Source organism: Amycolatopsis sp. CA-128772 (assembly GCF_002904295.1).
In the GTDB taxonomy this organism is placed as follows: Bacteria; Actinomycetota; Actinomycetes; order Mycobacteriales; family Pseudonocardiaceae; genus Amycolatopsis.
Genome location: NZ_PPHG01000096.1, coordinates 57,002 through 80,311, shown reverse-complemented (window position 1 = coordinate 80,311; position 23,310 = coordinate 57,002). Strand labels below are relative to the sequence as shown.

22 protein-coding genes are annotated in these 23,310 nt (G+C 71.8%); 9 read left to right on the top strand and 13 right to left on the bottom strand.

Annotation, left to right across the window (positions count from 1 at the left end; all coding sequences use genetic code 11):
- Positions 1-6: 6 nt before the first annotated feature.
- Both C2L59_RS43105 and pdxH read right to left on the bottom strand, forming a co-directional pair.
- Positions 7-1,272 carry an MFS transporter gene (locus C2L59_RS43105; RefSeq protein WP_370444833.1) on the bottom strand — a complete coding sequence of 422 codons (1,266 nt, stop codon included), beginning with the start codon at positions 1,270-1,272 and terminating at the stop codon, positions 7-9.
- Between the two features lie 88 nt (positions 1,273-1,360).
- Positions 1,361-2,038: a pyridoxamine 5'-phosphate oxidase gene (pdxH, locus tag C2L59_RS43100; protein WP_103355354.1), complete on the bottom strand. Its 678-nt coding sequence runs from the start codon at positions 2,036-2,038 to the stop codon at positions 1,361-1,363.
- 229 nt (positions 2,039-2,267) lie between these two features.
- Here pdxH and C2L59_RS43095 point away from each other — a divergent pair, with 229 nt between their 5' ends.
- Positions 2,268-3,941, top strand: coding sequence for a cytosine permease (locus C2L59_RS43095; RefSeq protein WP_103355353.1), 1,674 nt, complete (start codon positions 2,268-2,270; stop codon positions 3,939-3,941).
- Between the two features lie 85 nt (positions 3,942-4,026).
- On the opposite strand, the gene C2L59_RS43090 is transcribed toward C2L59_RS43095, so the two are convergent.
- Positions 4,027-4,698 (bottom strand): TetR/AcrR family transcriptional regulator, encoded by a 672-nt coding sequence (locus C2L59_RS43090; protein WP_103355352.1) that lies wholly within the window; start codon positions 4,696-4,698, stop codon positions 4,027-4,029.
- Between the two features lie 89 nt (positions 4,699-4,787).
- Here C2L59_RS43090 and C2L59_RS43085 point away from each other — a divergent pair, with 89 nt between their 5' ends.
- Complete coding sequence (locus C2L59_RS43085) at positions 4,788-5,888, top strand: lipase family protein (protein WP_103355351.1); 1,101 nt, start codon at positions 4,788-4,790, stop codon at positions 5,886-5,888.
- Positions 5,889-6,020: 132 nt separating this feature from the next.
- Here C2L59_RS43085 and C2L59_RS43080 read toward each other — a convergent pair whose 3' ends face one another.
- From C2L59_RS43080 to C2L59_RS43055, 6 genes are read right to left on the bottom strand one after another with little or no spacing between them, the layout of a single operon-like run.
- Positions 6,021-6,728, bottom strand: a complete 708-nt coding sequence (locus C2L59_RS43080) for an urease accessory protein UreD (RefSeq protein WP_103355350.1) — start codon at positions 6,726-6,728, stop codon at positions 6,021-6,023.
- Complete coding sequence (gene ureG, locus C2L59_RS43075; RefSeq protein WP_103355349.1) at positions 6,725-7,408, bottom strand: urease accessory protein UreG; 684 nt, start codon at positions 7,406-7,408, stop codon at positions 6,725-6,727. Before ureG ends, C2L59_RS43080 begins: the two co-directional genes overlap by 4 nt.
- Positions 7,398-8,069, bottom strand: coding sequence for an urease accessory protein UreF (locus C2L59_RS43070; RefSeq protein ID WP_103355348.1), 672 nt, complete (start codon positions 8,067-8,069; stop codon positions 7,398-7,400). The genes ureG and C2L59_RS43070 overlap by 11 nt, the downstream gene beginning before the upstream one ends.
- Complete coding sequence (locus C2L59_RS43065) at positions 8,069-9,784, bottom strand: urease subunit alpha (protein WP_103355347.1); 1,716 nt, start codon at positions 9,782-9,784, stop codon at positions 8,069-8,071. Before C2L59_RS43065 ends, C2L59_RS43070 begins: the two co-directional genes overlap by 1 nt.
- A complete protein-coding gene (locus C2L59_RS43060; RefSeq protein ID WP_103355346.1) occupies positions 9,784-10,089 on the bottom strand; it encodes an urease subunit beta in 306 nt (101 codons plus the stop codon). Before C2L59_RS43060 ends, C2L59_RS43065 begins: the two co-directional genes overlap by 1 nt.
- A gap of 8 nt (positions 10,090-10,097) precedes the next feature.
- Positions 10,098-10,400, bottom strand: coding sequence for an urease subunit gamma (locus C2L59_RS43055; RefSeq protein WP_103355345.1), 303 nt, complete (start codon positions 10,398-10,400; stop codon positions 10,098-10,100).
- A 289-nt stretch (positions 10,401-10,689) separates the two neighbouring features.
- Between C2L59_RS43055 and C2L59_RS43050 the strand changes: the two genes are divergently transcribed.
- Positions 10,690-11,838: a citrate synthase 2 gene (locus C2L59_RS43050; protein ID WP_103355344.1), complete on the top strand. Its 1,149-nt coding sequence runs from the start codon at positions 10,690-10,692 to the stop codon at positions 11,836-11,838.
- Positions 11,839-11,859: 21 nt separating this feature from the next.
- On the opposite strand, the gene C2L59_RS43045 is transcribed toward C2L59_RS43050, so the two are convergent.
- Both C2L59_RS43045 and C2L59_RS43040 read right to left on the bottom strand, forming a co-directional pair.
- Positions 11,860-12,447, bottom strand: coding sequence for a TetR/AcrR family transcriptional regulator (locus tag C2L59_RS43045; RefSeq protein ID WP_103355463.1), 588 nt, complete (start codon positions 12,445-12,447; stop codon positions 11,860-11,862).
- A gap of 20 nt (positions 12,448-12,467) precedes the next feature.
- Entirely contained in the window at positions 12,468-14,054 is a 1,587-nt protein-coding gene (locus C2L59_RS43040; RefSeq protein WP_103355343.1) for an SDR family oxidoreductase, read from the bottom strand.
- A gap of 216 nt (positions 14,055-14,270) precedes the next feature.
- Here C2L59_RS43040 and C2L59_RS43035 point away from each other — a divergent pair, with 216 nt between their 5' ends.
- The 6 genes from C2L59_RS43035 (at position 14,271) to serC (ending at position 20,476) form a co-directional block, all read left to right on the top strand.
- The gene (locus C2L59_RS43035; protein WP_103355342.1) at positions 14,271-15,110 is read left to right on the top strand and encodes an ABC transporter ATP-binding protein; all 840 of its coding nucleotides are present in this window, start codon (positions 14,271-14,273) and stop codon (positions 15,108-15,110) included.
- Positions 15,107-15,979 carry an ABC transporter permease gene (locus C2L59_RS43030; protein ID WP_233224009.1) on the top strand — a complete coding sequence of 291 codons (873 nt, stop codon included), beginning with the start codon at positions 15,107-15,109 and terminating at the stop codon, positions 15,977-15,979. The genes C2L59_RS43035 and C2L59_RS43030 overlap by 4 nt, the downstream gene beginning before the upstream one ends.
- Entirely contained in the window at positions 15,976-17,136 is a 1,161-nt protein-coding gene (locus C2L59_RS43025) for a sensor histidine kinase (RefSeq protein WP_103355341.1), read from the top strand. The genes C2L59_RS43030 and C2L59_RS43025 overlap by 4 nt, the downstream gene beginning before the upstream one ends.
- Positions 17,133-17,753 (top strand): response regulator transcription factor, encoded by a 621-nt coding sequence (locus tag C2L59_RS43020; RefSeq protein ID WP_103355340.1) that lies wholly within the window; start codon positions 17,133-17,135, stop codon positions 17,751-17,753. Before C2L59_RS43025 ends, C2L59_RS43020 begins: the two co-directional genes overlap by 4 nt.
- Positions 17,754-17,798: 45 nt before the next feature.
- Positions 17,799-19,139, top strand: coding sequence for a serine hydrolase (locus C2L59_RS43015; protein ID WP_103355339.1), 1,341 nt, complete (start codon positions 17,799-17,801; stop codon positions 19,137-19,139).
- A gap of 203 nt (positions 19,140-19,342) precedes the next feature.
- Positions 19,343-20,476, top strand: coding sequence for a phosphoserine transaminase (gene serC, locus C2L59_RS43010; RefSeq protein ID WP_103355338.1), 1,134 nt, complete (start codon positions 19,343-19,345; stop codon positions 20,474-20,476).
- Here the strand turns inward: serC and C2L59_RS43005 are convergent.
- Both C2L59_RS43005 and C2L59_RS43000 read right to left on the bottom strand, forming a co-directional pair.
- Positions 20,469-21,689, bottom strand: a complete 1,221-nt coding sequence (locus tag C2L59_RS43005) for a glycosyltransferase 87 family protein (RefSeq protein WP_233224008.1) — start codon at positions 21,687-21,689, stop codon at positions 20,469-20,471. The genes serC and C2L59_RS43005 overlap by 8 nt on opposite strands.
- A gap of 49 nt (positions 21,690-21,738) precedes the next feature.
- Entirely contained in the window at positions 21,739-23,265 is a 1,527-nt protein-coding gene (locus C2L59_RS43000; protein ID WP_233224007.1) for an amidohydrolase family protein, read from the bottom strand.
- Positions 23,266-23,310 lie beyond the last annotated feature (45 nt).

The window sequence follows — 23,310 nt, the reverse complement described above, 5'->3', positions numbered from 1 at the left end:
GATAGTTCACGCCGTGGGCGCCCGGTAGCGCCAGAACGCCGGGAGCAGCAGCATCGACGCGCAGACCAGCACGATGACCAGCAAGCCGCCACCGGTGGCGGCCACCGTGGTGCCGAACGCGGCCGCGCCCCAGCCGTGGGTCAGGTCGGCGATCCGGGGACCGCCCGCGACCACCACCGTGAACACGCCCTGGAGCCGGCCGCGCATCTCGTCGGTCGTCGCGACCTGCAGGATCGCCATCCGGTAGACCGCGCTGACCATGTCCGCGGCGCCGGCCAGCGCCATGAAGACGACGGCGAGCCACAGCGAGTGCGCCAGCCCGAACGCGGCGACCGCCGCGCCCCACGCACAGATCGACACGACGACCGCGACGCCCTGGCGGTGGATGCGCGTCAGCCAGCCGGAGAAAAGCCCGATCAGCATCGCGCCCAGCGGCAGGGCGGCGTAGAGCCAGCCGAGCGCGGGGCCGCCGCCCGGCGGGTCGCCGAACGTCCGCTCGGCCATCTCCGGGATCAGCGCCCGCGGCATGCCGAAGACCATCGCGATGATGTCGACGACGAACGAGGCCAGCAGCACCTTCTGGCCGGACAGGTACCGGAAGCCGTCGACGACGTCGCCGAGGCCGGCGCGGCGCGGGGGGCCGTTCAGCGGCGGGATCGACGGCAGCCGCCAGACGGCGAACAGCGTGATCGTCAGGGCGACGACGTCGACCAGGTAGAGCGTGGAGAGCCCGAGCACGGGGATCAGCGCGCCGGCGAGCAGCGGCCCGAAGACGGCGCCGAAGGTGGACATGGTGGTGTTGAGCGCGTTCGCGGACGGCAGCAGTTCGGCGGGCACGAGCCGGGCGACGACGGCGCCACGCGTGGGCATGTTGATCGCGAAGAACGCCTGGTTGACGGCGAGCAGGCCGAGGACGAGCCAGACGGAACCGAAGTTCGCGAAGGCCTGCAGCCACAGCAGCGCGGAGGTGATGGCGACGCCGACGTTGGTGACGAACAGCAGCTTCCGCCGGTCGACGGCATCGGCGACGGCGCCGCCCCAGAGCCCGAAGATCAGCAGCGGCACGAGCGCGACGAGCCCGGTGAGCCCGACGTAGGCGGACGACCCGGTGAGGTCGAAGACCTGCTTGGGCACGGCGACGGCGGTCAGCTGCGTCCCGACGGCGGTGACCACAGTGGACAGCCAGAGCCGCCGGAAGGCCACGATCTTCAGCGGCCGCGTGTCGACGACGATGCGGCCGAGGAGCTTGCGGACACCCGAGCGGGGCGGCACGGTCCCCGGTTCACCAGTCACGACAGATCAGCTTAGCGGGGCTAACTATCTCCGCGCAGGTGATTTACCTCGCCCGGGGCCGCCGGTCCTACGGGGCGACGCGCTCGATGTTCCAGCCGTCGTCGTTGCGGACGTACCGCAGCCGGTCGTGCATGCGGTCCTCGCGGCCCTGCCAGAACTCGACCAGGTCCGGGCGGATCCGCCAGCCACCCCAGTGCGGCGGGGCCGGGATGCGCTCGACGTCGGCGAACCGGCGCTCGATGCCGTGCAGCGCGTTGTCCAGCGCCCGGCGGCCGTCCACCACACGCGACTGCGGCGAAGCCCACGCGCCCAGCTGAGACCCGCGCGGGCGCTGGGCCCAGTACTCCGCCGTCTCCTTGACGCCGACCTTCTCGACCTCGCCGCGGACGTGGACCTGGCGGTGGAGCGCGTACCAGGGGAACGTCACCGACGCGTAGCGGGTCGCCGTCAGGTCGTGGCTCTTCGAAGACGTGTAGTTCGTGTAGAAGACCACGCCGCGGTCGTCGAGGCCCTTGCACAGGACCGTGCGGGAGGAGGGGCGGCCTTCGGCGTCGGCCGTCGCCAGGACCATCGCGTTCGGCTCCGCGACACCCGCCGCGACCGCCTGGTTCAGCCAGCCCTGCAGCTGATCGGTCCAGGTGGCGGCGAGCGCGGATTCGTCGAACGCCGCGCCGTCGTAGGCCACGCGCATTCCGGGAAGGCGTACTACGGCGTCTTCCACCTGGTCCTCGATTTCCGGCATCATCGCCAAACCTCCACGCCCGGTCGGGGCATCAGTCGACTTCGGCTCTAGGCACGTTAGGGCTTCGCGACCGGCAGCGGAACCCACCTAACGGTGACACCCGACACCCGCTCCCCGCCATCCGGCCGTAACCGCAGGACAACAAGCCGTAACCCCTGCGTTACCTGCCGGACCAGGATCGATACAGGAAAGACCTACCTTCGGCGCGTTCCCCACCACCCCGGAGGCAGGCATGACCGAGACCCTGTCCAGCGCAGAAAAGAACGCCCCGCCGAAACGCCGGTACGCCCCGCTCGCGGCGAACGAAAACCGCGAGGACTACTCACTCCGCTTCGCCGCGCATTCGTTCCGGAAATGGTCCCCGTTCGTGGTCGCGACGACCGCGCTGGGCGGCATCGCCTACCTCGCCGACTTCGCGATCGGCGCCAGCATCGTCCTCTCCTACGGCTTCACCTCCGGGGTCCTGGCGATCCTCGCCGCGGCCGTCGTCATCTTCGTGACCGGCGTGCCCATCGCGGCCGCCTGCGCGAAGTCCGGAGTGGACATGGACCTGCTGACCCGGGGAGCCGGCTTCGGCTACTTCGGGTCGACGCTGACGTCGCTCGTGTACGCGAGCTTCACCGTCATCTTCTTCTCGCTCGAAGGCTCGATCATGGGCCAGGCGTTCGAGCTCGCCCTCGGCATCCCGCTGCCGATCGGCTACCTGCTCGCCACGCTCATCGTGCTGCCCTTCGCCCTCTACGGCATGGGCGCGGTGGCGAAGATGCAGACCTGGACGCAGCCACTGTGGATCGCCGGGCTGGTCCTGCCGTTCGTCGTCGTGCTGGTCCGCGAACCCGGCAAGTTCGCCGAGTTCGCGCGCTTCGGCGGTACCGAGGGCACCGGCTCCGGGTTCTCCGCGATCGGGTTCGGCCTCGGCATGGGCGTCGCGCTGTCGCTGATCGGGCAGATCGGCGAGCAGGCCGACTACCTGCGGTTCATGCCGGAGAAGACGGCGGAAAACAAGCGGTCGTGGTGGGCCGCGGTGCTCGCCGCCGGGCCCGGCTGGGTCATCCTCGGCGCCGCGAAGCAGATCGGCGGCGCGCTGCTGGCGTTCCTCGCACTCGGCGTCGTCGGCAAGGCGCACGCGCTGGAGCCGATCGCGCCGTACCTCGAAGCGGTGAAGCCGGCGCTCGGTCCGGTCGCGCTGACGTTCGCCGCGCTGTTCGTCGTCGTCTCGCAGATCAAGATCAACACGACGAACGCCTACTCCGGCTCGCTCTCGTTCGCGAACTTCTTCTCCCGCGTGCTGCACAAGCACCCCGGCCGGGTCTGGTACGTGCTGGTCAACTGCGGGATCGCGCTCGCGCTGATGGAGTTCGGCGCGTTCGGCTTCCTGAACAAGATCCTCGGCTTCTACTCGAACGTCGCCATCGCGTGGATCGGCGCGGTGTGCGCCGACCTCGTGATCGCGAAGCCGCTGGGCCTCTCGCCGCGGTACATCGAGTTCAAGCGGGCCTACCTGCACAAGATCAACCCGGTCGGGTTCGGCTCGATGGTGGTCGCGTCGGCGGTGTCGATCGTGGCGTACTTCGGCGCGTTCGGGCCGTTCCTGGCCGCGTTCAGCCCGCTGCTCGCGCTGGTCATCGCCATCGCGGGCGTCCCGACGCTCGCCGTGCTGACCCGCGGCCGGTACTACCTGGCGCGGCCGAACACGGTCGCCGGTCCGGACGTCGACGTCGACCTGCGGGCGACGCACACCTGCTCGGTGTGCGGCGACCCGTACGAACTGCCGGACGTCGCCGACTGCGCCAAGCAGGACGGCCCGATCTGCTCGCTGTGCTGCACGCTGGACAACACCTGCCACGACGTGTGCCGGACCACCGGCCCGGTCTCGCTGGGCCTGCCGGCGGTCCGGACCCCGTAACGTCCGTGAGGACCCTTTCCCGGCGTCCGCTGCCGGGAAAGGGCCCTCACGCGAGCCGGCCTCCCCCCGGGTCCCCCTCCCGGCTCTACTCCTTCACGTCCGAGGGCCCGCCGCGGTTGCCCGGGAATTCCAAGATTTTTTCCGGCCGCATGATGGCCGCCAGCATCAGCGCGCGCAGCTCCGCGCCGACGTCCTCGACCGGCAGCGGCGGCTCGTGCGCCTGCCACTCGCGCAGCAGCCCGGTGGCCGCGCCGACCAGGGCGATCGCCGTCAGCCGGTAGTCGCGGTCGGGCGCGGCGCCGTGCTCGGCCGCGCGGCGCGCCTCCGTCTCGATGAAGGTCGCCCAGCGGTCGACCCACAGCTGGTGCTGTTCTTCCAGCTCCGCGTTGACGCCGACCGCCTCGACGTAGTTGAGCCGGGGCAGCCGGGGGTCGACGGTGACCGTGTCGATGAAGACGTCGAGCAGGGTGGCGATGCGGGTCATGGCGTCGGCCTCGGCGACCTTGTCGAGCGCGGCGGTGACGTGCTCCAGCGCGAGGCTGTTGATCCGGTCGTGGAGCGTGCGCAGCACGTCTTCCTTGCCGGTGAACTCCTCGTAGAAGTTCCGCGTGGACACCCCGGCGCGGGCGCACACCTCGGTGATCTTCGTGTGCCGGAAGCCGGCGGAGGTGAACAGCTCGAGCCCTGCGGTGAGCAGCCGCTCGCGGCGGTCGGCCCGGCGCTGCTCGGGCGGGACGCCGCCGTACGTGCGAGCCAACGGTTGTCTCCTCCTTCTGAGGGATTGCCGGATCCTACCGGCCTGGCTAAATTGTGAAAACCTCGATTACCACACAACCGGAGGCAACGATGCTTCGTCGGTTATTGGTCGCCGTCGCGCTCCTGTTCGTGACAGCCGCCCCCGCGGCCCAGGCCGAACCGGGTGTCCTGCTGGAACAGCAGCCGACGACGGTGTTCGCCGGTCCTTTCCCGGCCCCGGTCAAGGCCTGGCACCTCTTGTACCGTTCGACGTCGGCGACCGGCGCGCCGAACGCGGTCTCCGGCACGCTGCTGGTACCGCAGGCACCTTGGCTGCGCGGCGGCCCGCGTCCCCTGATCACGTACGCGGTCGGCACGCACGGCCTGGGCGACCAGTGCGCACCCTCGAACCTCCTCGCGCACGGCATCGAGAACGAAAGCGCCCTGCTGGCCCAGGCGCTGACCCAGGGCTGGGCGGTCGTCGTCACGGACTACGAAGGACTCGGCACGCCGGGCACGCACACGTACGCGGTCGGCCGGTCCGAAGGCCACGCGGTGCTCGACGCGGCGCGCGCGGCATCCCGGGTCACCGGCGCGGGGCTGTCCCCGTCCGGCCCGGTGGGCGTGTTCGGCTATTCGCAGGGCGGCCAGGCGGCGGCGTGGGCGGCGGAGCTGCAGGCGACGTACGCGCCATCGGTGAACGTGGTCGGAGTGGCGGCGGGCGGCGTCCCGGCGGACCTGAACGCGGTGTTCGCATCGAACGACGGCGGCGCGGCGTTCGGCCTCGTCCTCGGCGCGGCAACGGGTTTCGCGGCGGCGTACCCGGACGTCCCGTTCACCTCGATCCTGAACGACCGCGGCCGCGAGGCGGTGAACCGGGTGACCCTGGCGTGCACGCTGGAACTGGGCGCGGCGGCACCGTTCGCGCACCTGCAGGACTTCGTGACGACCCCGGACCCGATCCACGACCCGCGCTGGCAGGCCCGGCTGACGGAGAACTACCTGGGGACGGTGGCCCCGAAGGCGCCGGTGTACCTGTACCACGGGACGCTGGACGAGCTGATCCCGTTCAGCGTGGGAGCGGGGCTGCGAGACCGCTGGAAGGCGCTCGGGGCACGGGTGACGTGGCAGGAGTTCCCGCTGCTGGAGCACATCGCCGGGGTGTCGATCGGCGGCCCGGCGGCGATGACCTGGCTGGGCACGAAGTTCTGAGGGGCCCGCCGGCCGGGGAGGTCGCAGGGGGCCTCCCCGGCCAGCGGCGCGGGCCGGGGAGGATCGGGCCGCCGGCAATCGAGTCTCCCGGAACTGTCGGTGGCCCCCGGTAGCGTGGAAACCGGGGGCTGCTCAGAACGCCTCGGCCAGCCCCTTCATCGCCGTCACGGCATCCGGTGCCAGCGAAGTCACCAACGTTCCGCCCGCGGCGAGCGGGCTCCGCGACCACCATTCCCCCGACGCCGCCGGGAGCTCCGGGCCGCCGACCACCAAGTCCGTGGCCAGCACCCGGCGGCCCGCCAGCACCGCCAAGCTTCCGTCCAAACCCGCATCACCCACCGAAAGCGTCTGGCGCAGCACCGGCACCGAACCCCGCGCGACCGACAACGAAGTCACCAACGAACCGGGTTTCTCCTCAGCCCGCCCCAGCACCAGCACCTCCCGCGTGTGCAGATACGCGTCCGAAGCCAGCGAAGCACGGAAGACCGCGTTGTGCCGCGCCCGGGCGGTCACCACCGTCGGCTCCGGCAGGTACTCCAACGACCCGCCGTCCTCCACTACCACGTCCACAGTAGACAACGAAGACTCGCCGTGGAGGCCGGGCAGGGCGAGGGTCGCCGCGACACCGGAAAGCCGCAGGGAAGCCCCCGGACCGACATGGACGGACAACAACAGATCGTCCCCGCCCAACGGCGATGTCGCCGAGTTGACCAGGTGCACCACCGCCGTCGGGCCGGGACGCCGTCGCGGGAACAACGTCAACGGCGCCATCGAGCGCAGCTCGCGCAACACCGTGCGCGAGCCGTCGAAGCACGCCGTCAGGCGGGCGTGGGCCTTCACAGCAGGGAACGGACCCAGCCCGCCACCGCCGGGGCGTCCGGGGTGTCCACAAGGGACTGGGTGATCACCGGGAGCGAACCGCGCATCCGGTGCGCGTCCGACGTCATCACCTCCATGTCCGCGCCGACCAGGTGGGCGATGTCGGTCTTGTTGATCACCAGCAGGTCCGCCGTCGTCACGCCCGGGCCGCCCTTGCGCGGTACCTTGTCGCCGCCGGCCACGTCGACCACGAAGATCTGGCTGTCCGCCAGGCCGCGGCTGAACACCGCCGTCAAGTTGTCGCCGCCGCTCTCGATGATCACCAGGTCGAGGCCGGGGAACTTCTCCTCCAGGCGCTCGACCGCGTCGAGGTTCGCGGTGATGTCGTCGCGGATCGCCGTGTGCGGGCACGCACCCGTCTGCACCGCCTCGATCCGCTCCGGGTCGAGCACGCCCGCGCGGCGCAGGAAGTCCGCGTCCTCGGTCGTGTAGATGTCGTTCGTGACGACGGCGAGGTTGACCTCGTCGCCCAACGCGCGACACAGCGCCGCGGTCAGCGCCGTCTTGCCCGAGCCGACCGGGCCGCCGATGCCGATCCGGTACGCGCGGCCCGCGGCCGGCGCCGGGTCGTAGTGGTCCGGTTCGCTGACCGTCGGGTCGAAGCTGACCGCGTGAAAGTGGCCATGGCCTTCAGCTGGCAAAGAGACGCACCTCTTCCTGGTGATGCCGGGCGTGGGCCTCGGCGAACAGATCCAACGCGGGCGAACCCGGCGACGGCAGCGACGCCGGGTCGTCGCCCGCCACGGCGGCGGCGGACGAACAGACGGCCGCGAGGTCCAGCCGCGCGACCACGGCGTTGACGGCAAAGGGATCCAGCCCGAGCAGCCGCACGGCCGCGCTCGCCGGCCCGCTCACCGACAGGTACGCGGCCGCCATCGCCGCGTCGTGGGGCGAGCCACCCGCGATCCCGACCAGCGCACCCAGCACAATCGGGTGATGCGGCCGCGGAGTTTCGGCCAGCAGCCCCTCCAGAACCGGCGAAGGCCACGCGATCCGCCCGGCCCGCGCGGTCCCGCGGCCCTGCGCCCGGGACGCCTCGCGCTGCGCGAGTGACGGAGTGCGTGCATCCAGCTCACTGTCCAAAAGCGACCAGTTTCCGCCGGCGACGGCCGCATGCCCCGAAGCAGCGGCGAAAACCGCCGCCAGGAACCCCGCCGTCCGCAACCGTCCGGAAAGGAAGCCCGGCAGGTCGCGCACGGAAGTCACCAGCTTGCGCGCGACGACCTCCTCCAACCCGCCACTGTGGACATGGCCACCGCCGGGGAAGCGGGAGTCCGCGAGAATCAGCGCCGAAAGGTCCATCAGAACAAGAAATACCTTTGCGCCATCGGCAGTTCCGTCACCGGCTGCGGCTCGATCAGCTCGCCGTCGACGTGCACCGCGAAGCTGTCCGGCTCGACGCGCACATCCGGCGTGACGTCGTTGAGCACCATGTCGGCCTTGGTCCGCGCCCGCATGTTCGACACCGCGACCAGCGGCCGCGTGATACCGAACCGCTCGCGCAGGTCACTGTCCAAAGCGGACGGCGCGACGAAGTGCAGGCTCAGCGCCGCCCCGATGTTCGCCCCGAACATGGGGCGAGCCATGACCGGCTGCGGCGTCGGGATGGACGCGTTCGCGTCACCCATCGCCGCCCACGCCGGGAAGCCGCCCTTCAGCACCACGTGCGGGCGGACGCCGAAGAACTTCGGCTCCCACAGCACGAGGTCCGCGAGCTTGCCGACCTCGACCGAGCCGATCTCGGTCTCCATGCCGTGCGCGATGGCCGGGTTGATCGTGTACTTGGCGACGTAGCGACGCGCGCGCAGGTTGTCGGCCGCGCCGTCGCCGGGCAGGGCGCCGCGACGGCGTTTCATCACGTGCGCGGTCTGCCACGTCCGGATGATCACCTCGCCGATCCGGCCCATCGCCTGCGAGTCCGAGCTCATCATCGAGATCGCGCCCATGTCGTGCAGCACGTCCTCGGCGGCGATCGTGGTCGGCCGGATCCGGCTCTCGGCGAAGGCGAGGTCCTCGGGCACCGACGGGTTGAGGTGGTGGCAGACCACCAGCATGTCGAGGTGCTCGTCGAGGGTGTTGGCCGTGTGCGGGCGGGTCGGGTTGGTCGACGACGGCAGCACGTTCGGCAGCGAGACGACCTGGATGATGTCCGGCGCGTGGCCGCCGCCGGCGCCTTCGGTGTGGTACGCGTTGATCGAGCGCCCGCCAATGGCATCCACAGTGGACTCCAGGAAGCCGGCCTCGTTCAGCGTGTCCGTGTGGATGGCCACCTGGACACCGGCTTCGTCGGCCACGGTCAGGCAGGCGTCGATGGCGGCCGGCGTGGTACCCCAGTCCTCGTGCAGCTTGAACCCGCCCGCGCCCGCCGCCAGCTGCTCGCGCAGCGCCTCGTGCCGGACCGTGTTCCCCTTGCCCAGCAACAGCACGTTGACCGGGTAACCGTCCATGGCGGACAGCATCCGGCCGAGGTTCCACGCGCCGGGCGTGACGGTGGTGGCCTTCGTGCCCTCGTTGGGGCCGGTGCCGCCACCGACCAAAGTGGTCAGCCCGGCGGCCAGCGCCGTGTCGACGAGCTGCGGGCAGATGAAGTGGACGTGGCAGTCGATGCCGCCGGCGGTGAGGATCTTTCCGTTGCCGGACAGCACTTCGGTCGACGGCCCGATGACCAGGGCCGGGTCGACGCCGTCCATCGTGTCCGGGTTGCCCGCCTTGCCGATGCCGACGATCCGGCCGTCACGGACGCCGACGTCGGCCTTGACGACACCCCAGTGGTCGAGGATCACCGCGCCGGTGATGATCAGGTCCGGCGCGCCCTCGGCCCGGGTCGCCGTGCCCTGGCCCATGGACTCGCGGATGACCTTGCCGCCGCCGAAGAGCACCTCGTCGCCGGAGCCGCCGGGGCCCATCGAACGGTCCTCGGTGACCTCGATCAGCAGGTCGGTGTCGGCGAGCCGGATCCGGTCGCCGGTGGTCGGGCCGAACAGCTCGGCGTAGCGCTCGCGGTCGATCTGCGGCATCAGAAGTCTCCCGCGAACTCGGACCGCAGCCCCGGCACCCGCCGCGCGCCGGCCAGGGGAACGAGGTCGACTTCCCGCTCGACGCCCGGCTCGAACCGCACCGACGTCCCGGCCGGCACGTCGAGCCGGTGGCCGCGGGCGGCGTCCCGGTCGAATTCGAGGCCCGGGTTCACGGCCGCGAAGTGGTAGTGCGAGCCGACCTGCACCGGCCGGTCGCCGAGGTTGCGCACCAGCAGCCGGACGCGCGCGCGGCCGGGGTTCAGCTCGACCGGTTCGGCACCGGGAATGATCTCGCCTGGGCGCACGCTGCTCCTCACACGATCGGGTCATGCACGGTGACGAGCTTCGTGCCGTCCGGGAAAGTGGCTTCGACCTGCACGGAGTCGACCATTTCGGGCACGCCGTCGAGCACCTGCGCCCGGGCGAGCACGGTCCGGCCGCTGGCCACCAGCTCGCTGACCGTGCGGCCGTCGCGGGCGCCCTCGAGGACGTGGTCGGTGATCAGCGCGACCGCCTCGGGGTAGTTGAGCCGGACACCGCGGTCCAGCCGCTTCCGCGCGACGTCCGCCGCCACGTGGATGAGCAGCTTGTCGCGCTCCTGCGGGCTGAGGTGCATCCGCTAGGTCTATCACCCGTAACCCGGCACCGCCCGGTTCGGAAACACAGGATTTACCTGGGCCTCGTCACACTGAGTGGTGAAAATTCTCCGGTCTGACCGGACGTGTGACTGAATCGTTCTCGTAATCGTGACCGAAACCACCGCTTCTTTCGATTGCCAGTGGCCGGTCAAGAGAGCAAGGTCTATCCATCCGTGCGATGTGGCGCGCGTTCAGTGCGCTCTGTCCCAACCGCGCGACCAGCAACAACCAGCCGGGGAAAAGCGCACCGAAAGGTTTCGCGAAACAGTGACTACCTCCACGATCAGCAAGCCACAGCCGTCCGGCCAACCCGACGACGGCTTCCGACCGGGTCTGGAGGGCGTCGTCGCCTTCCACACCGAAATCGCCGAACCCGACCGGGACGGCGGTGCCCTGCGCTACCGCGGCGTCGACATCGAGGACCTCGCCGGCAAGGTGACCTTCGGCGACGTCTGGGGCCTCCTCGTGGACGGCCGGTTCGGTCACGGCCTCCCGCCCGCCGAGCCGTTCCCGCTGCCGGTGCACACCGGCGACGTCCGGGTGGACGTCCAGGCCGCGCTGGCCATGCTCGCCCCGATCTGGGGGTACCGCCCGCTGCTCGACATCACCGACGAAGAGGCCCGCGAGCAGCTGGCCCGCGCCTCGGTGATGGCGCTGTCCTACGTCGCCCAGTCGGCGCGCGGCATCGGCCAGCCCGCGGTCCCGCAGGCCCGCGTCGACGAGGCCCACTCGATCACCGAGCGGTTCCTGATCCGCTGGCGCGGCGAGCCGGACCCGGCGCACGTCAAGGCGCTGGACGCGTACTGGGTGTCGGCCGCCGAACACGGCCTCAACGCCTCGACCTTCACCGCCCGCGTCATCGCCTCCACCGGGGCGGACGTCGCGGCGGCCATGTCCGGCGCCATCGGCGCGATGTCCGGCCCGCTGCACGGCGGCGCCCCGGCGCGCGTGCTGCCGATGATCGAAGAAGTCGAACGCACCGGCGACCCCGAGGGCCTGGTCAAGGGCATCCTCGACCGCAAGGAACGCCTGATGGGCTTCGGCCACCGCGTCTACCGCGCCGAGGACCCGCGGGCGCGCGTGCTGCGCCGGACCTGCCGGGAGCTCGACGCGACCCGCTACGAGGCGGCCGCCGCGCTGGAGCAGGCCGCGCTGAAGGAGCTGCGTGAGCGGCGCCCGGATCACCCGATCGAGACCAACGTCGAGTTCTGGGCCGCGGTCATCCTGGACTTCGCGCAGGTTCCGCCGCACATGATGCCCGCGATGTTCAGCTCGGCGCGCACCGCCGGCTGGGCCGCGCACATCCTGGAGCAGAAGCGCACCGGACGTCTCGTGCGGCCCTCGGCCAAGTACGTCGGCCCGGCGCCGCGCACCCCCGAGGACGTCGAGGGCTGGGAACTGGTCACCAAGCACTGACCCGCGCCCGAACCGGCACTTTCACGTGAAAGTGCCGGTTCGTTCGTGGGTGGCGGTGGTGGCGAGCATGGCCGTGAGCTGGTCGACGAGCCAGGTGTCCAGGGATTCGCGCGGCACCGTGCGTTCTTGGAGCCAGCTCAGGAGGGCCCCCTCGACGACGGCCGTCCAGCAGCGCAGGGTGAGCGAGAGCAGCGGTGAGGGGTCGGTGACGCCGAGGGCGTCCAGGATCAGGGCCACCGCGCGGTGGCGGACCTCGTCGATCGCCGCGTCCGTGTCCGACGTCGCGATCACCGAACCGCTGCGCAGCAGGGCGATGTAGCCCGCGCGGTAGTGGTCGGCGACGTCGATCAGGCCGCGGACGGCCGCGCGCAGCCGCACCTCCGGCGCACCCTCCTCGAGCCCGGCCAGGCCGTCGATCAGCCCGTCGGTGACCGTGCGCAGCGCCTCGACCTGCAGCTCGCGCAGGCTGGAGAAGTACCGGTAGAACAACGGCCGAGACACCTCGGCGCGCGCGACGATGTCGTCCACCGTGACCAGTTCCGGCGCCCGCGAGCCGAAGAGGTCGAGCGCGGCCCGGATCAGGTCGTCGCGGCGGGCCTGCGGCGACATCCGCCGCGGCCGGCGTTCGGTCACCGCGTCCCGGCCTTGCGGAGCACGCCGGGCGTCAGTCGCGAAAGGACCAACACGGCCTTCGCTTCCGAAGTGGACGGTGCGATCGCGATGTCCTTTTCCACGGCCCGAAGGACATCCCGGGCGAGACCCCCGGAGCCGTTCCGCACCTTCCCCGGGCACACCGCGGTGACGCCGATGCGGTCGGCCGCCAGCTCGGCCCGCAGGAAGACACTCAGCGTCAGCACGGCCGCCTTCGTCGTGGCGTAGGCGGAGCGGACCTTCGAGGGCAACTCGGCCGTGGCCGGGGCGAGGTTGACGATCTGGCCGCCTTCGGCGCGCTCGGCGAGCATCGGCGCGAACGCGCGGCAGCCGTGGATCACGCCCCAGAGGTTCACGTCGATAACGCGTTCCCAGTCCTCGACGGAGGTGTCGAGGAACGGGCCGGACATCCCGACGCCGGCGTTGTTGACCACGATGTCCGGGACGCCGTGCTCGGCGCGGACCCGCTCGGCGAAGGCGGGCACGGCCTCGCCATCCGAAGAGTCCACTGTGTACTCACCGAGGCCGTGGCCGCCCAGCAGCTTCAGCGTTTCCGCGGCGGCCGCCGGGTCGATGTCGGTGATGACGACGTCGGCGCCCTCGGCGGCGAAGGCGAGCGCGGTCGCCCGCCCGATCCCGCCGCCGGCGCCGGTGACGACGACCAGCTTGTGCTCGAACGGCCCGGCGTCGACGCGGGCCCGGCGCAGCCCGCGGCTTTCCGAGCCGGTTTCGGCGTATTCGATCAGCTCGGCGGCCGCGGTGGCGACCACCTCCGGCCGCGCCCGCGTCACCCAGTGCGTCCCGACGATCCGGCGGATCCGCAGGTCCGGCACCCAGCGGGCGACCTCGGTCTGCAGCGGGGTCGTGACGTAGGCGTCCTCGGTCGGGGCCAGCACCTGCACCGGGACGTCGGCGGGCCGGGGCGCCGGCCGCGACAGCCGGGTGAACATGTTGGCGCGGTAGAGCTCGAGCCCGTGCCGGCCGTCGGACTTCTCCGGCGGCGCCGCGTCCGGCTCCATCCGCTGGATCTGCCGGCCCAGCAAGCCCGTGCGCCACAGCAGGTCCGGAACGAGCGGGACCTGGAACGCGAGGATGTACCACGAGTGCAGGAACTGGCTCAGCGCGTTCTTGAGCCGCTTCGGCGTGGGGCGGCGCAGCTGGGCGCGGAACCACGCGCCGGCGTGGTCGAGGCTCGGGCCCGACAGCGACGTGTAGGAGGCGACCCGCCCGCGCAGGCCCTCGCCGGTGACGGCGTGCCAGGTCTGGATCGAGCCCCAGTCGTGGGCGACCAGGTGCACCCGGCCGGTCGGCTGCACCGCCTCGACGACCGCCCGCAGGTCGTCGGCCAGCTGGTCCAGCCGGTAGGACGCGCGTCCCGACGGCTTGTCCGACTGTCCCGCACCCCGGACGTCGTAGGTGACGACCCGGTGTTTCACCCGCAGTGACGCGGCTACCCCGGCCCACATCGAGCTGTTGTCCGGGTAGCCGTGCACGAGCACGACCGTGGGGCCGTCACTCCGGCCGTCGATGGTGACGGAGAGGCGGACACCGTCGCTGGCGGTCACCCACTTGTGAGACATTCTGTCATGTTAGACAACCTGTCAACAGTGTGGTTCACCCACGCGGCGGTGTCGCGGCCGCGGATGGTCCGGTTTTTGCTTGTATGACAGCGTTTTCGTGGTTCCACGGGAAACCAGGCCGCCGGTGTCCGTCGAACGGTGGACAGCCGGTTCAGCCGCCCGTTGGTGGGATCCCGCCCCCACACGCGCCAGGCTTGGGCCATGACCACCGCAGTGAACGTGCGCGGCCTGCGCAAGCAGTACCCCGGTCACCTCGCCGTGGCCGGACTGGACCTGGACATCGCCCAGGGCGAGGTGTTCTCCCTGCTCGGCCCGAACGGCGCCGGCAAGACCACCACCGTCGAGATCCTCGAAGGCCACCGGCAGCGGACGTCCGGCGAGGTCGCCGTGCTCGGCGAAGACCCCGGCAAGGCCGGGCGCGCGTGGCGGTCGCGGCTCGGCATCGTCCTGCAGACGGCGACCGACGCCGCCGAGCTGAGCGTCGCCGAGACCGTCCGGCACTTCGCGAAGTACTACCCCGACCCGCGCGACCCCGACGAGGTGATCGACAAGGTCGGGCTCACCGAGAAGGCGAAGGCGCGGGTCAAGTCGCTCTCCGGCGGCCAGCGCCGCCGCGTCGACGTCGCGCTCGGCATCATCGGCCGGCCCGAGCTGCTCTTCCTCGACGAACCGACCACCGGCTTCGACCCCGAGGCGCGGCGGCAGTTCTGGGCGCTGATCAGCGACCTCGCCGCCGAGGGCACCACGATCCTGCTGACCACGCACTACCTCGACGAAGCCGAGGCGCTCGCCGACCGGGTCGCGGTCATCGCCCGCGGCGAGATCGTCGCCCAGGACACCCCGCAGAACCTGGGCGGCCGGGCCGCCGCCGAGGCCACCGTGCGCTGGACCGACGAACGCGGCGAGCACGTCGAGCGGACCGCGTACCCGACCAAGCTCGTCACCGAGCTCTCGGCTGGGGGCCGGGAGCTCGCCGGGCTGACGGTGACCAGGCCGAGCCTGGAGGACATCTACCTGGACCTGATCGGAGACAGAGCATGACCGCTGCGACATCCGGGGCTTCGCCCCGGGCCGGGGGCTCCGCCGCCCGGAATCCCCGAAAAGCCCCTGTCGCGCTACCCGGCCCGCTGTCGCTCGGCCTGGCCCGCGGCGGCACCGAGCTGCGGCAGTTCTTCCGGCACAAGGAACAGGTGGTCTTCACCTTCTCCCTGCCCGCGGTGCTGATGATTCTGCTCGGGTCCATCCTGGACGGTCCGACGGCGCTCGACGGAGTCACGTCCGGGCAGCTGCTGGCGGCCGGGATGATCGGCTCCGGCATCGTGTCGACGTCGTTCAACAGCATCGCGACCGGCGTCTCGGCCGACCGCGAGACCGGCGCGCTCAAGCGCCTGCGCGGCACGCCGATGCCGCCGGCGTCCTACTTCGTCGGCAAGATGGTGCTGGTCGCGGTGTCGAGCCTGGCCCAGACCGTGCTGATGGCCGGCGTCGCCGTGCTGCTGTTCGGGCTGCGGCTGCCGGCCGACCCGGCGAAGTGGCTGACGCTGCTGTGGGTGTTCGCGCTCGGCATCGTCTCGTGCACGCTGCTCGGCATCGCGATCAGCTCGCTCGCGAAGTCCACCAACGGCGCGGTCGCCATCGTGCAGATGCTGTACCTGGTGCTGCAGTTCATCTCCGGCGTGTTCGTCTCGCCGATCACCCACCTGCCGAAAGTTATGGTGGACATCGCGTCGTTCTTCCCGCTGAAGTGGATCTGCCAGGGGTTCCGGTCGGTGTTCCTGCCGGACGGCGCGGTGAGGATGGAGATGGCCGGGACATGGGAACTTCCGCGGGTGGCGCTGGTGCTGGGGATCTGGTGCGTGGCGGGCGCGGTGCTGGCGCGGCTGACCTTCCGGTGGACCGACACGAAGTGACCGACGCCTGGGACCGGTTCAACTGGCTCTGGGAGATCCTCTTCGCGGTGGCCTACCTGGCCACGACCACGCTCGTGCTCCTCGACGGGGCCGAGCCGGCGCGGACGGCCGCCGCGGCCGGGGCGCTCACCGCGCTGGCGCTGAGCTACCTGCTGTGGGGCCGCCGGCTCGTCCGGGACGACGACTCCGCCCTCGGGCAGCGATGGGCGTTCGCCTGCGTGGTCCTGGGTCTGATCGGGGTGGCCATGGTCGCCGAGGGGACGTCCGGCTTCATCCTCTTCATGGCGTGCCCGCTGCTGTTCTCGACGCTCGAGTTCCGGCCGGCGGCGGTGCTCACCACCATCGCCATCCTGATCAACCCCGCGGCGGCCATCGTCAACCACGGCCTCAACGGGCCGACGCTGCACATCATGCTGCCGATGACGGCCATCCTGGTCGTCTTCGGCGTGCTGTGCGGCAAGTTCATCGGGCACGTCATCGAGGAGAGCCGGGGCCGCGCGGACCTGATCGCGAAGCTCGAAGCGAGCCAGGCCGAGGTCGCCCGCCTCTCCCGGGAGGCGGGCACCGCGGCCGAGCGCGAACGGCTCGCCCGGGAGATCCACGACACCCTGGCCCAGGGGTTCACCAGCATCGTCACCCTCGCCCAGGCCATCGAGTCCGAACTGGACACCGACCCGGCCGCCGCGCGGCGGCACGCGGAGCTGGCCGCCCGCACCGCCCGGGACAACCTCACCGAGGCGCGCGCGATGGTCGCCGCGCTGGCCCCGGCGGACCTCGCGGCCGGTTCGCTCGTCGACGCCGTCCGGCGGCAGGCCGACCGGCTCGCCGACGAGACGGGCGTCGGCGTCCGGTACGAAGTGGACAGTGCGCTCCCGCCGATCGGCATGGCGGGCGAGGTGGTTCTGCTGCGGGGCGCGCAGGAAGCGCTCAACAACGTCCGCCGGCACGCGGCCGCGTCGGTAGTGTCGGTGCGCTTGTCCGTTGTGGACGGTGCGGTCCGGCTGTCCGTGCGGGACGACGGCACCGGCTTCGATCCCGGGCACACCACCGGGTTCGGGCTGCGCGGGATGCGGTCCCGCGCCGAGCAGGTCGGTGGCACACTGAGCGTCCGGAGTGGCCCCAGCGGCACCGAACTCACCCTGGAGGTGCCGGCTTGATCCGCGTCATGCTCGTCGACGACCACCCCGTCGTCCGCGAAGGGCTCCGCGGCATGCTCGAAGCCGAGGCGGACCTGACGGTCGTCGGCGAAGCGGGCTCCGGCGACGAGGCCGTCGCGCTCGACCGGGTCGCCGAGCCCGACGTCGTCCTGATGGACCTGCGGATGCCCGGCCTCGACGGCGTCGGCGCCACCAAGCGGATCCTGCGCGCGCAGCCCGGCCGCCGGATCGTCGTGCTGACGACGTACGAGACGGACGCCGACATCCTGCGCGCGGTCGAAGCCGGCGCGTCGGGCTACCTGCTCAAGGACGCGTCCCGGGCCGAGCTGGCGAACGCGATCCGCGCGGCGGCCCGCGGGGAGACGGTGCTCGCGCCGTCGGTGGCCGGGAAGCTGGTCAACCGGGTCCGCAACCCCGAGCCGCAGCCGCTGTCGGCCCGCGAGGTCGAGGTGCTGCGGCTGGTGGCGAAGGGCGGCACGAACGCCGACATCGGCCGCGCGCTGCACATCAGCGAAGCGACGGTGAAGACCCACCTGCTGCGGGTGTTCGGCAAGCTCGGCGTCTCGGACCGGACGGCGGCGGTGACGACGGCCATGGCGCGGAACCTGCTCGGCTGAGGACCAGGGCCTGCTCCGCCCGCCGCCGCGCGGCAGAATGCCCCCATGCTTGCCTCGACCGAACACGCCCTGCTCCGCCGGATCGCCCATGAGCAGGCCTCCTGCCGGGCTCCGTCGCTGGTCGCCGCCGTGGTGCGCGACGGCGGGATCGTCTGGTCCGGCGGCCGGGGACGGGTCGGCGAGGAACAACCCGGCACCGACACCCAGTACCGGCTCGGCTCGATCACCAAGACCCTCGTCGCCACCGCCGTCATGCGCCTGCGCGACGAAGGCCTGCTCGACCTCAACGACCCCCTGGAAAAGCACGTCCCGGGCACGCCCTTCGGCGCCGCCACCGTCGCCCAGCTGCTGTCCCACACCGCCGGCCTGACGTCCGAATCGCCCGGCCGGTGGTGGGAACGCACCCCGGGCGCCGACTGGGACGCCCTGGTCGGCAGCCTCGCCGAAGGCGCGACCAAGCACCGGCCCGGCGCGCGGTTCCACTACTCGAACGTCGGCTACGGCGTCCTCGGCGAGCTCCTCGCCCGCCACCGCGGCAAGGGCTGGCTTGCCGTGCTCGACGAGGAGGTCCTCGGCCCGCTCGGGATGACCCGCACCACGCCGCACCCGGTGGGCGCGCACGCCGAGGGCTTCGCCGTCCACCCCTTCGCCGACGTCCTGCTGCCGGAGCCGAGCCCGGACGCCGGCGCGATGGCCCCCGCCGGGCAGCTGTGGTCGACCGCGCAGGACCTCGGCCGCTGGACGGCGTTCCTCGGCGGCGACACCGGTGACGTGCTCGCGCCGGAGACCGTCGCCGAGATGCGGACCATGGTCACCGTCGACGACACCGACGTCTGGACGACCGGGTTCGGGCTCGGCCTGATGCTCGTGCGCTACCAGGGCCGCCGGTTCGCCGGGCACACCGGCTCGATGCCCGGGTTCCTCGCCGTGACGCTGGTCGACCCGGCGGCGCAGACCGGCGCGCTGGTGCTCGCCAACTCGACCGCCGGCGTCGGCATCACCCAGCTCTGCCTCGACCTGATCACGATGACCGACGAGCTCGAGCCGCGGGTGCCCGCCGAGTGGCTGCCGTCCACCGCCGACCCGGAGCTGCTGGCGCTGACCGGCCTCTGGCACTGGGGCCCGACGCCGTACCACCTGCGCCTGCAGGCCGACGGCCTGCTGCTGCTCGCGCCGGCCGAAGGCGCCGGGCGCAGCTCACGCTTCCGCCCGGTCGGCAAGGACACCTACGTCGGCCTCGACGCCTACTACGCCGGGGAGACGCTCGAAGTCGGCCGGAACGCCGAGGGCGTCGCCACGCACCTCGACCTGGCGACGTTCATCTTCACGCGCACGCCGTACGACCCGGCCGCGCCGGTCCCGGGCGGCGTCGAGGGCTGGCGGTGAGTTGACGGGCCCCGCTCACACCCCCAGGGTGGTGAGCGGGGCCTTCACAACGGGGTGAAGCTACCGGGGCGGGACGGGCGCGGAAACCGTGTTTTTACCCCCACGCCGCCCGCGCCGATGCCCCCGTCCGGCCCAACGTTCCACATACCGGACGCGAAAGATCCCCCTTCACCAGCCGTATCCCGACCTGAGAGACTGGCCACATGACCGACGCTGAGTTGACCATCCCCGCAGACCTCAAGCCGGCCGACGGCCGCTTCGGCTGCGGACCGTCGAAGGTCCGCGCCGAGCAGCTGAGTGCGCTGGCGGAGTCCGGCTCCACCTACCTCGGCACGTCGCACCGGCAGAAGCCGGTCAAGTCCCTCGTCGGACGCGTCCGTGCGGGCCTGGCCGAGCTGTTCTCCCTGCCCGAGGGCTACGAGGTGATCCTCGGCAACGGCGGCACCACCGCGTTCTGGGACGCGGCCGCCTTCGGCCTGGTCCGCGAGCGCGCGCAGCACTTCACCTACGGCGAGTTCTCGTCGAAGTTCGCCACCGTGACCAAGGGCGCGCCGTTCCTGGCCGACCCGATCGTGGTCAAGGCCGAGCCGGGCAGCGCGCCCGACATCGCCTACGAAGCCGGTGCGGACCTGGTCGGCTGGGCGCACAACGAGACGTCGACCGGGGTGGCCGTGCCGGTCCGCCGCCCCGAAAACCTCACAGCCAGCGACGAAGCCCTGGTGGCGATCGACGCCACCTCCGGCGCCGGCGGCCTCCCGGTCAAGGCCGAGGACTTCGACGTCTACTACTTCGCGCCGCAGAAGTCCTTCGCCGCCGACGGCGGGCTCTGGATCGCGCTGGCCTCCCCGGCCGCGGTCGAGCGGATCGGCGAAATCGGCGGCGGCGACCGCTGGATTCCCGAGTTCCTGTCGCTGACCACCGCGCTGGACAACTCCCGCAAGGACCAGACGTACAACACCCCGGCCGTGGCCACGCTGTTCCTGCTCGCCGAGCAGATCGAGTGGATGAACGGCCAGGGCGGCCTCGCCTGGACGACCTCGCGCACGAAGGACTCCTCGTCGCGGCTGTACGAGTGGGCCGAGAAGACGAGCTACACCACGCCGTTCGTAAAGGACCCGGACCTGCGCTCGCAGGTCGTCGGCACGGTCGACTTCACCGACGACGTCGACGCTGCCGCGGTGGCGAAGGTGCTGCGCGCCAACGGGATCGTCGACACCGAGCCGTACCGCAAGCTGGGCCGCAACCAGCTGCGCGTCGGCCTGTTCCCGGCCATCGACCCGGACGACGTCACCAAGCTGACGCAGGCCATCGAGTACGTGGTCGAGCGGCTCAGCTGACCTGAGGCTCCTTGGAGGGGACCTCCGCCGCTTCCGCGGCAGGGGTCCCCTTCTTCGTGCCCAGGCGACGGGCGCCGAACGCGGCGAGCACCAGCAGGACCAGGACGAAGAGCTCGTAGGACTCGGTCGCCAGCCACCAGCCGAAGGACGGCGCCGGGCGCGGGGCGAACCACATCGGGCCGGCGATGAACAACGCCAGTCCCGCGACGACGACCGCGGCCGCCACCCACCGGACGGCCCGGTCGAAGCGCCACGCGTACCACCCGGCGAGGACCAGGAGCGGCACGCACCACGTCCAGTGGTGCGTCCACGAGATCGGCGACACCAGCAGCCCGCCGAGCGCGCAGGCGGTGAGCCCGAGCACCGGCTCGGCGGCGCGCACGATGATCACCGCGACCAGCGCCATCACGCCCAGCGCGGCCAGCACCCAGGCGAACTCCGGCAGGCCGGCGCGCACGGTCAGGCCGTGCAGCGACTGGTTGCCGACGTAGTCGACACCGCCGATGCGGCCCGCGTCGAAGACCAGCTTCGTCCAGTAGGTGAACGAGGCCGAGGGCCGGATCAGCCACAGCAGCGCCCCGGCCACGACGAAGCCCGCGACCACCCGCGCGACCGACCGGAAGTCGCGGCGGACCAGGAAGTAGACGACGAACACGGCCGGGGTCAGCTTGATCGCCGCGGCCACGCCGATCAGCAGGCCCTTCGTCCGCTTCCGCTCGCCGGGCAGCAGCACGTCGAGCACCACCAGCACCATCAGCAGCGCGTTGATCTGCCCGAAGCCCAGCGTCGAACGCACCGGTTCGAGCAGCGCGCCGGCGAGCTGGGCGCCGATGGCGACCAGCGCGGCGACCGTCCGGCCGCGGACCTTCGAGGCGTCGGTGAGCGAGCCGTTGAGCGTGGCGACGTAGAGGTAGGCCACCACGCCGGTCGCGAGGATCGACGCGATGCTGACCAGCTTCATCGTCACCGCGAAGGGCAGCAGCGTGCCGGGCAGGAACACCGCGGCGGCGAACGGCGTGTAGGTGAACGGCAGCAGGATTTGGTGGGTGGTCGGCACCCAGGCGTCGTACGGCGAGCCCTGCTCGGCCAGGGCTTTCGCGCCGCCCAGGTAGACCTCGAGGTCGAGGCCGTCGAAGCGCTTGAGCACGAGCACCAGGACGACGGCGGCGATCTCGAGCACCGCGAGCGACCAAGCCACTTTGCGCCCAGTCAACTGTGCCCCCCTCGAACCCGGTCTTCGACCGGCCGAGATTACCCGGGGCTCAGCAGCAGCCGTGCACCGGCAACCGCACTGACCTGGCGTTCGCCGCGGTGACCGGGCGGCTCGCCGCGGCTTCGGCGCCGGCCAGCAGCTGGTCGAGCTTCGCCCGCCCGAGCACCCGGCCGGCGGTGACGACCGTGTCGACCCGGCGGACCGCGCCGATGTCGGCGAGCGGGTCGGCGTCGAGCAGCACCAGGTCGGCTTCCTTGCCGGGGGTGATCGTCCCGGCGGTGTGCGCCCGGCCGAGGAACGCGGCCGCGTCGCGGGTCACCGCCTGCAGCGCCCGCCGCGGGCTCAGCCCGGCCCGGACCAGGTAGCCGAGCTCGTCGTGCAGGCTGAACCCCGGGAAGACGTACGGGTTCTGGCAGTCGGTCCCGCCGAGGATCCCGACGCCCGCGCGGTGGGCCTCCCCGACGAGCTGCAGCTGCGCCTCGAAATACGCCTCCTGCTGGGCGGCCTGGGCGGCGGTGACCGGGGTGAACAGCGGCAGCCGGTCGGCCCAGAGGTCGCGGATGTCCTGCGAGACGTACTTGAGCCGGGGGTCGTGCGCGTAGGCGTCGGCGGGCCGCGAGATCACCCGGTTGACCGTGAACGTCGGGCTGAGCCGGCTGCCGTAGGCGTTGAGCCCCGCGAAGTGCTCGGCCGCGGCGGCCGGGTCGTACGCCTGCGCGGCCTCCCGGTCCAGTTCGCGGGCCAGGTTGAAGAAGTCGCGCGGGGCCTTCGGGTCGAACGGCGTCACGTCGAGCCGGGCGAGGAACTCGTCCCGGCGGCTCGACGTGGCGATCGGCAGCCCGAAGAGGTGCTCGAAACTGCGTTGCCCGGCCTTGGCCGCCTCGAGCAGCCGGAGCCGGTAGGGCCAGTGCCCGGCGAACGGCAGGCCGTGGCGCCGGCATTCGTCGGCGATCGCGGCGAACGCGTCCTTCGGCAGGTAGAAGTACACCTTGACGAAGTCCGAACGCTGGGCGACGGCGGTCCGGACCGCGGCCCGCGCCTCGGCGGCGCCGTCGACCTTGACGGCCGGCGGGCCGAGCAGCGACACCGGCCCGTCGATGATCGCGCTGGCCAGCGCGACCCGCGGGCCGAGCAGCTCGCCGCGGGCGATCTTGTCGCGGGTGACGCGGTTTTCGTCGTACCCCTGCATCTCGCGGATGCCGGTGACGCCGTTGGCCAGGAACAGCGGTGGCCAGAGGTCTTCGTAGTCGATGCCGTGGGCGTGCATGTCCCAGAGGCCGGGCACGAGGTAGCGGCCGCGGCCGTCGATGACGCGGGCGCTGCCGCACGCCGGTACCTCGGCCGCCGGGCCGACCCAGGCGATCCGGTCCCCGACCAGCACGACCGCGGAGTTCGGCCGGGCCGGGCCGTCGGTGCCGTCGATGACGGTCGCGCCGGTCACCACCACCACGCCGGTGCCGGCGGCCGCGGCTTCCTGCGCGAACACGGCGGGCGCGACTCCGGCGGCGGCCAGGCCCGCTCCCGCCGTCGCCAGCCACCGCAGGAAATCGCGCCGGTTCGCCTCGACTCGCAACACAGCCGTCCCGCCCTTCGATCGGCCCCCTCCCGCCAGCTCATCCAA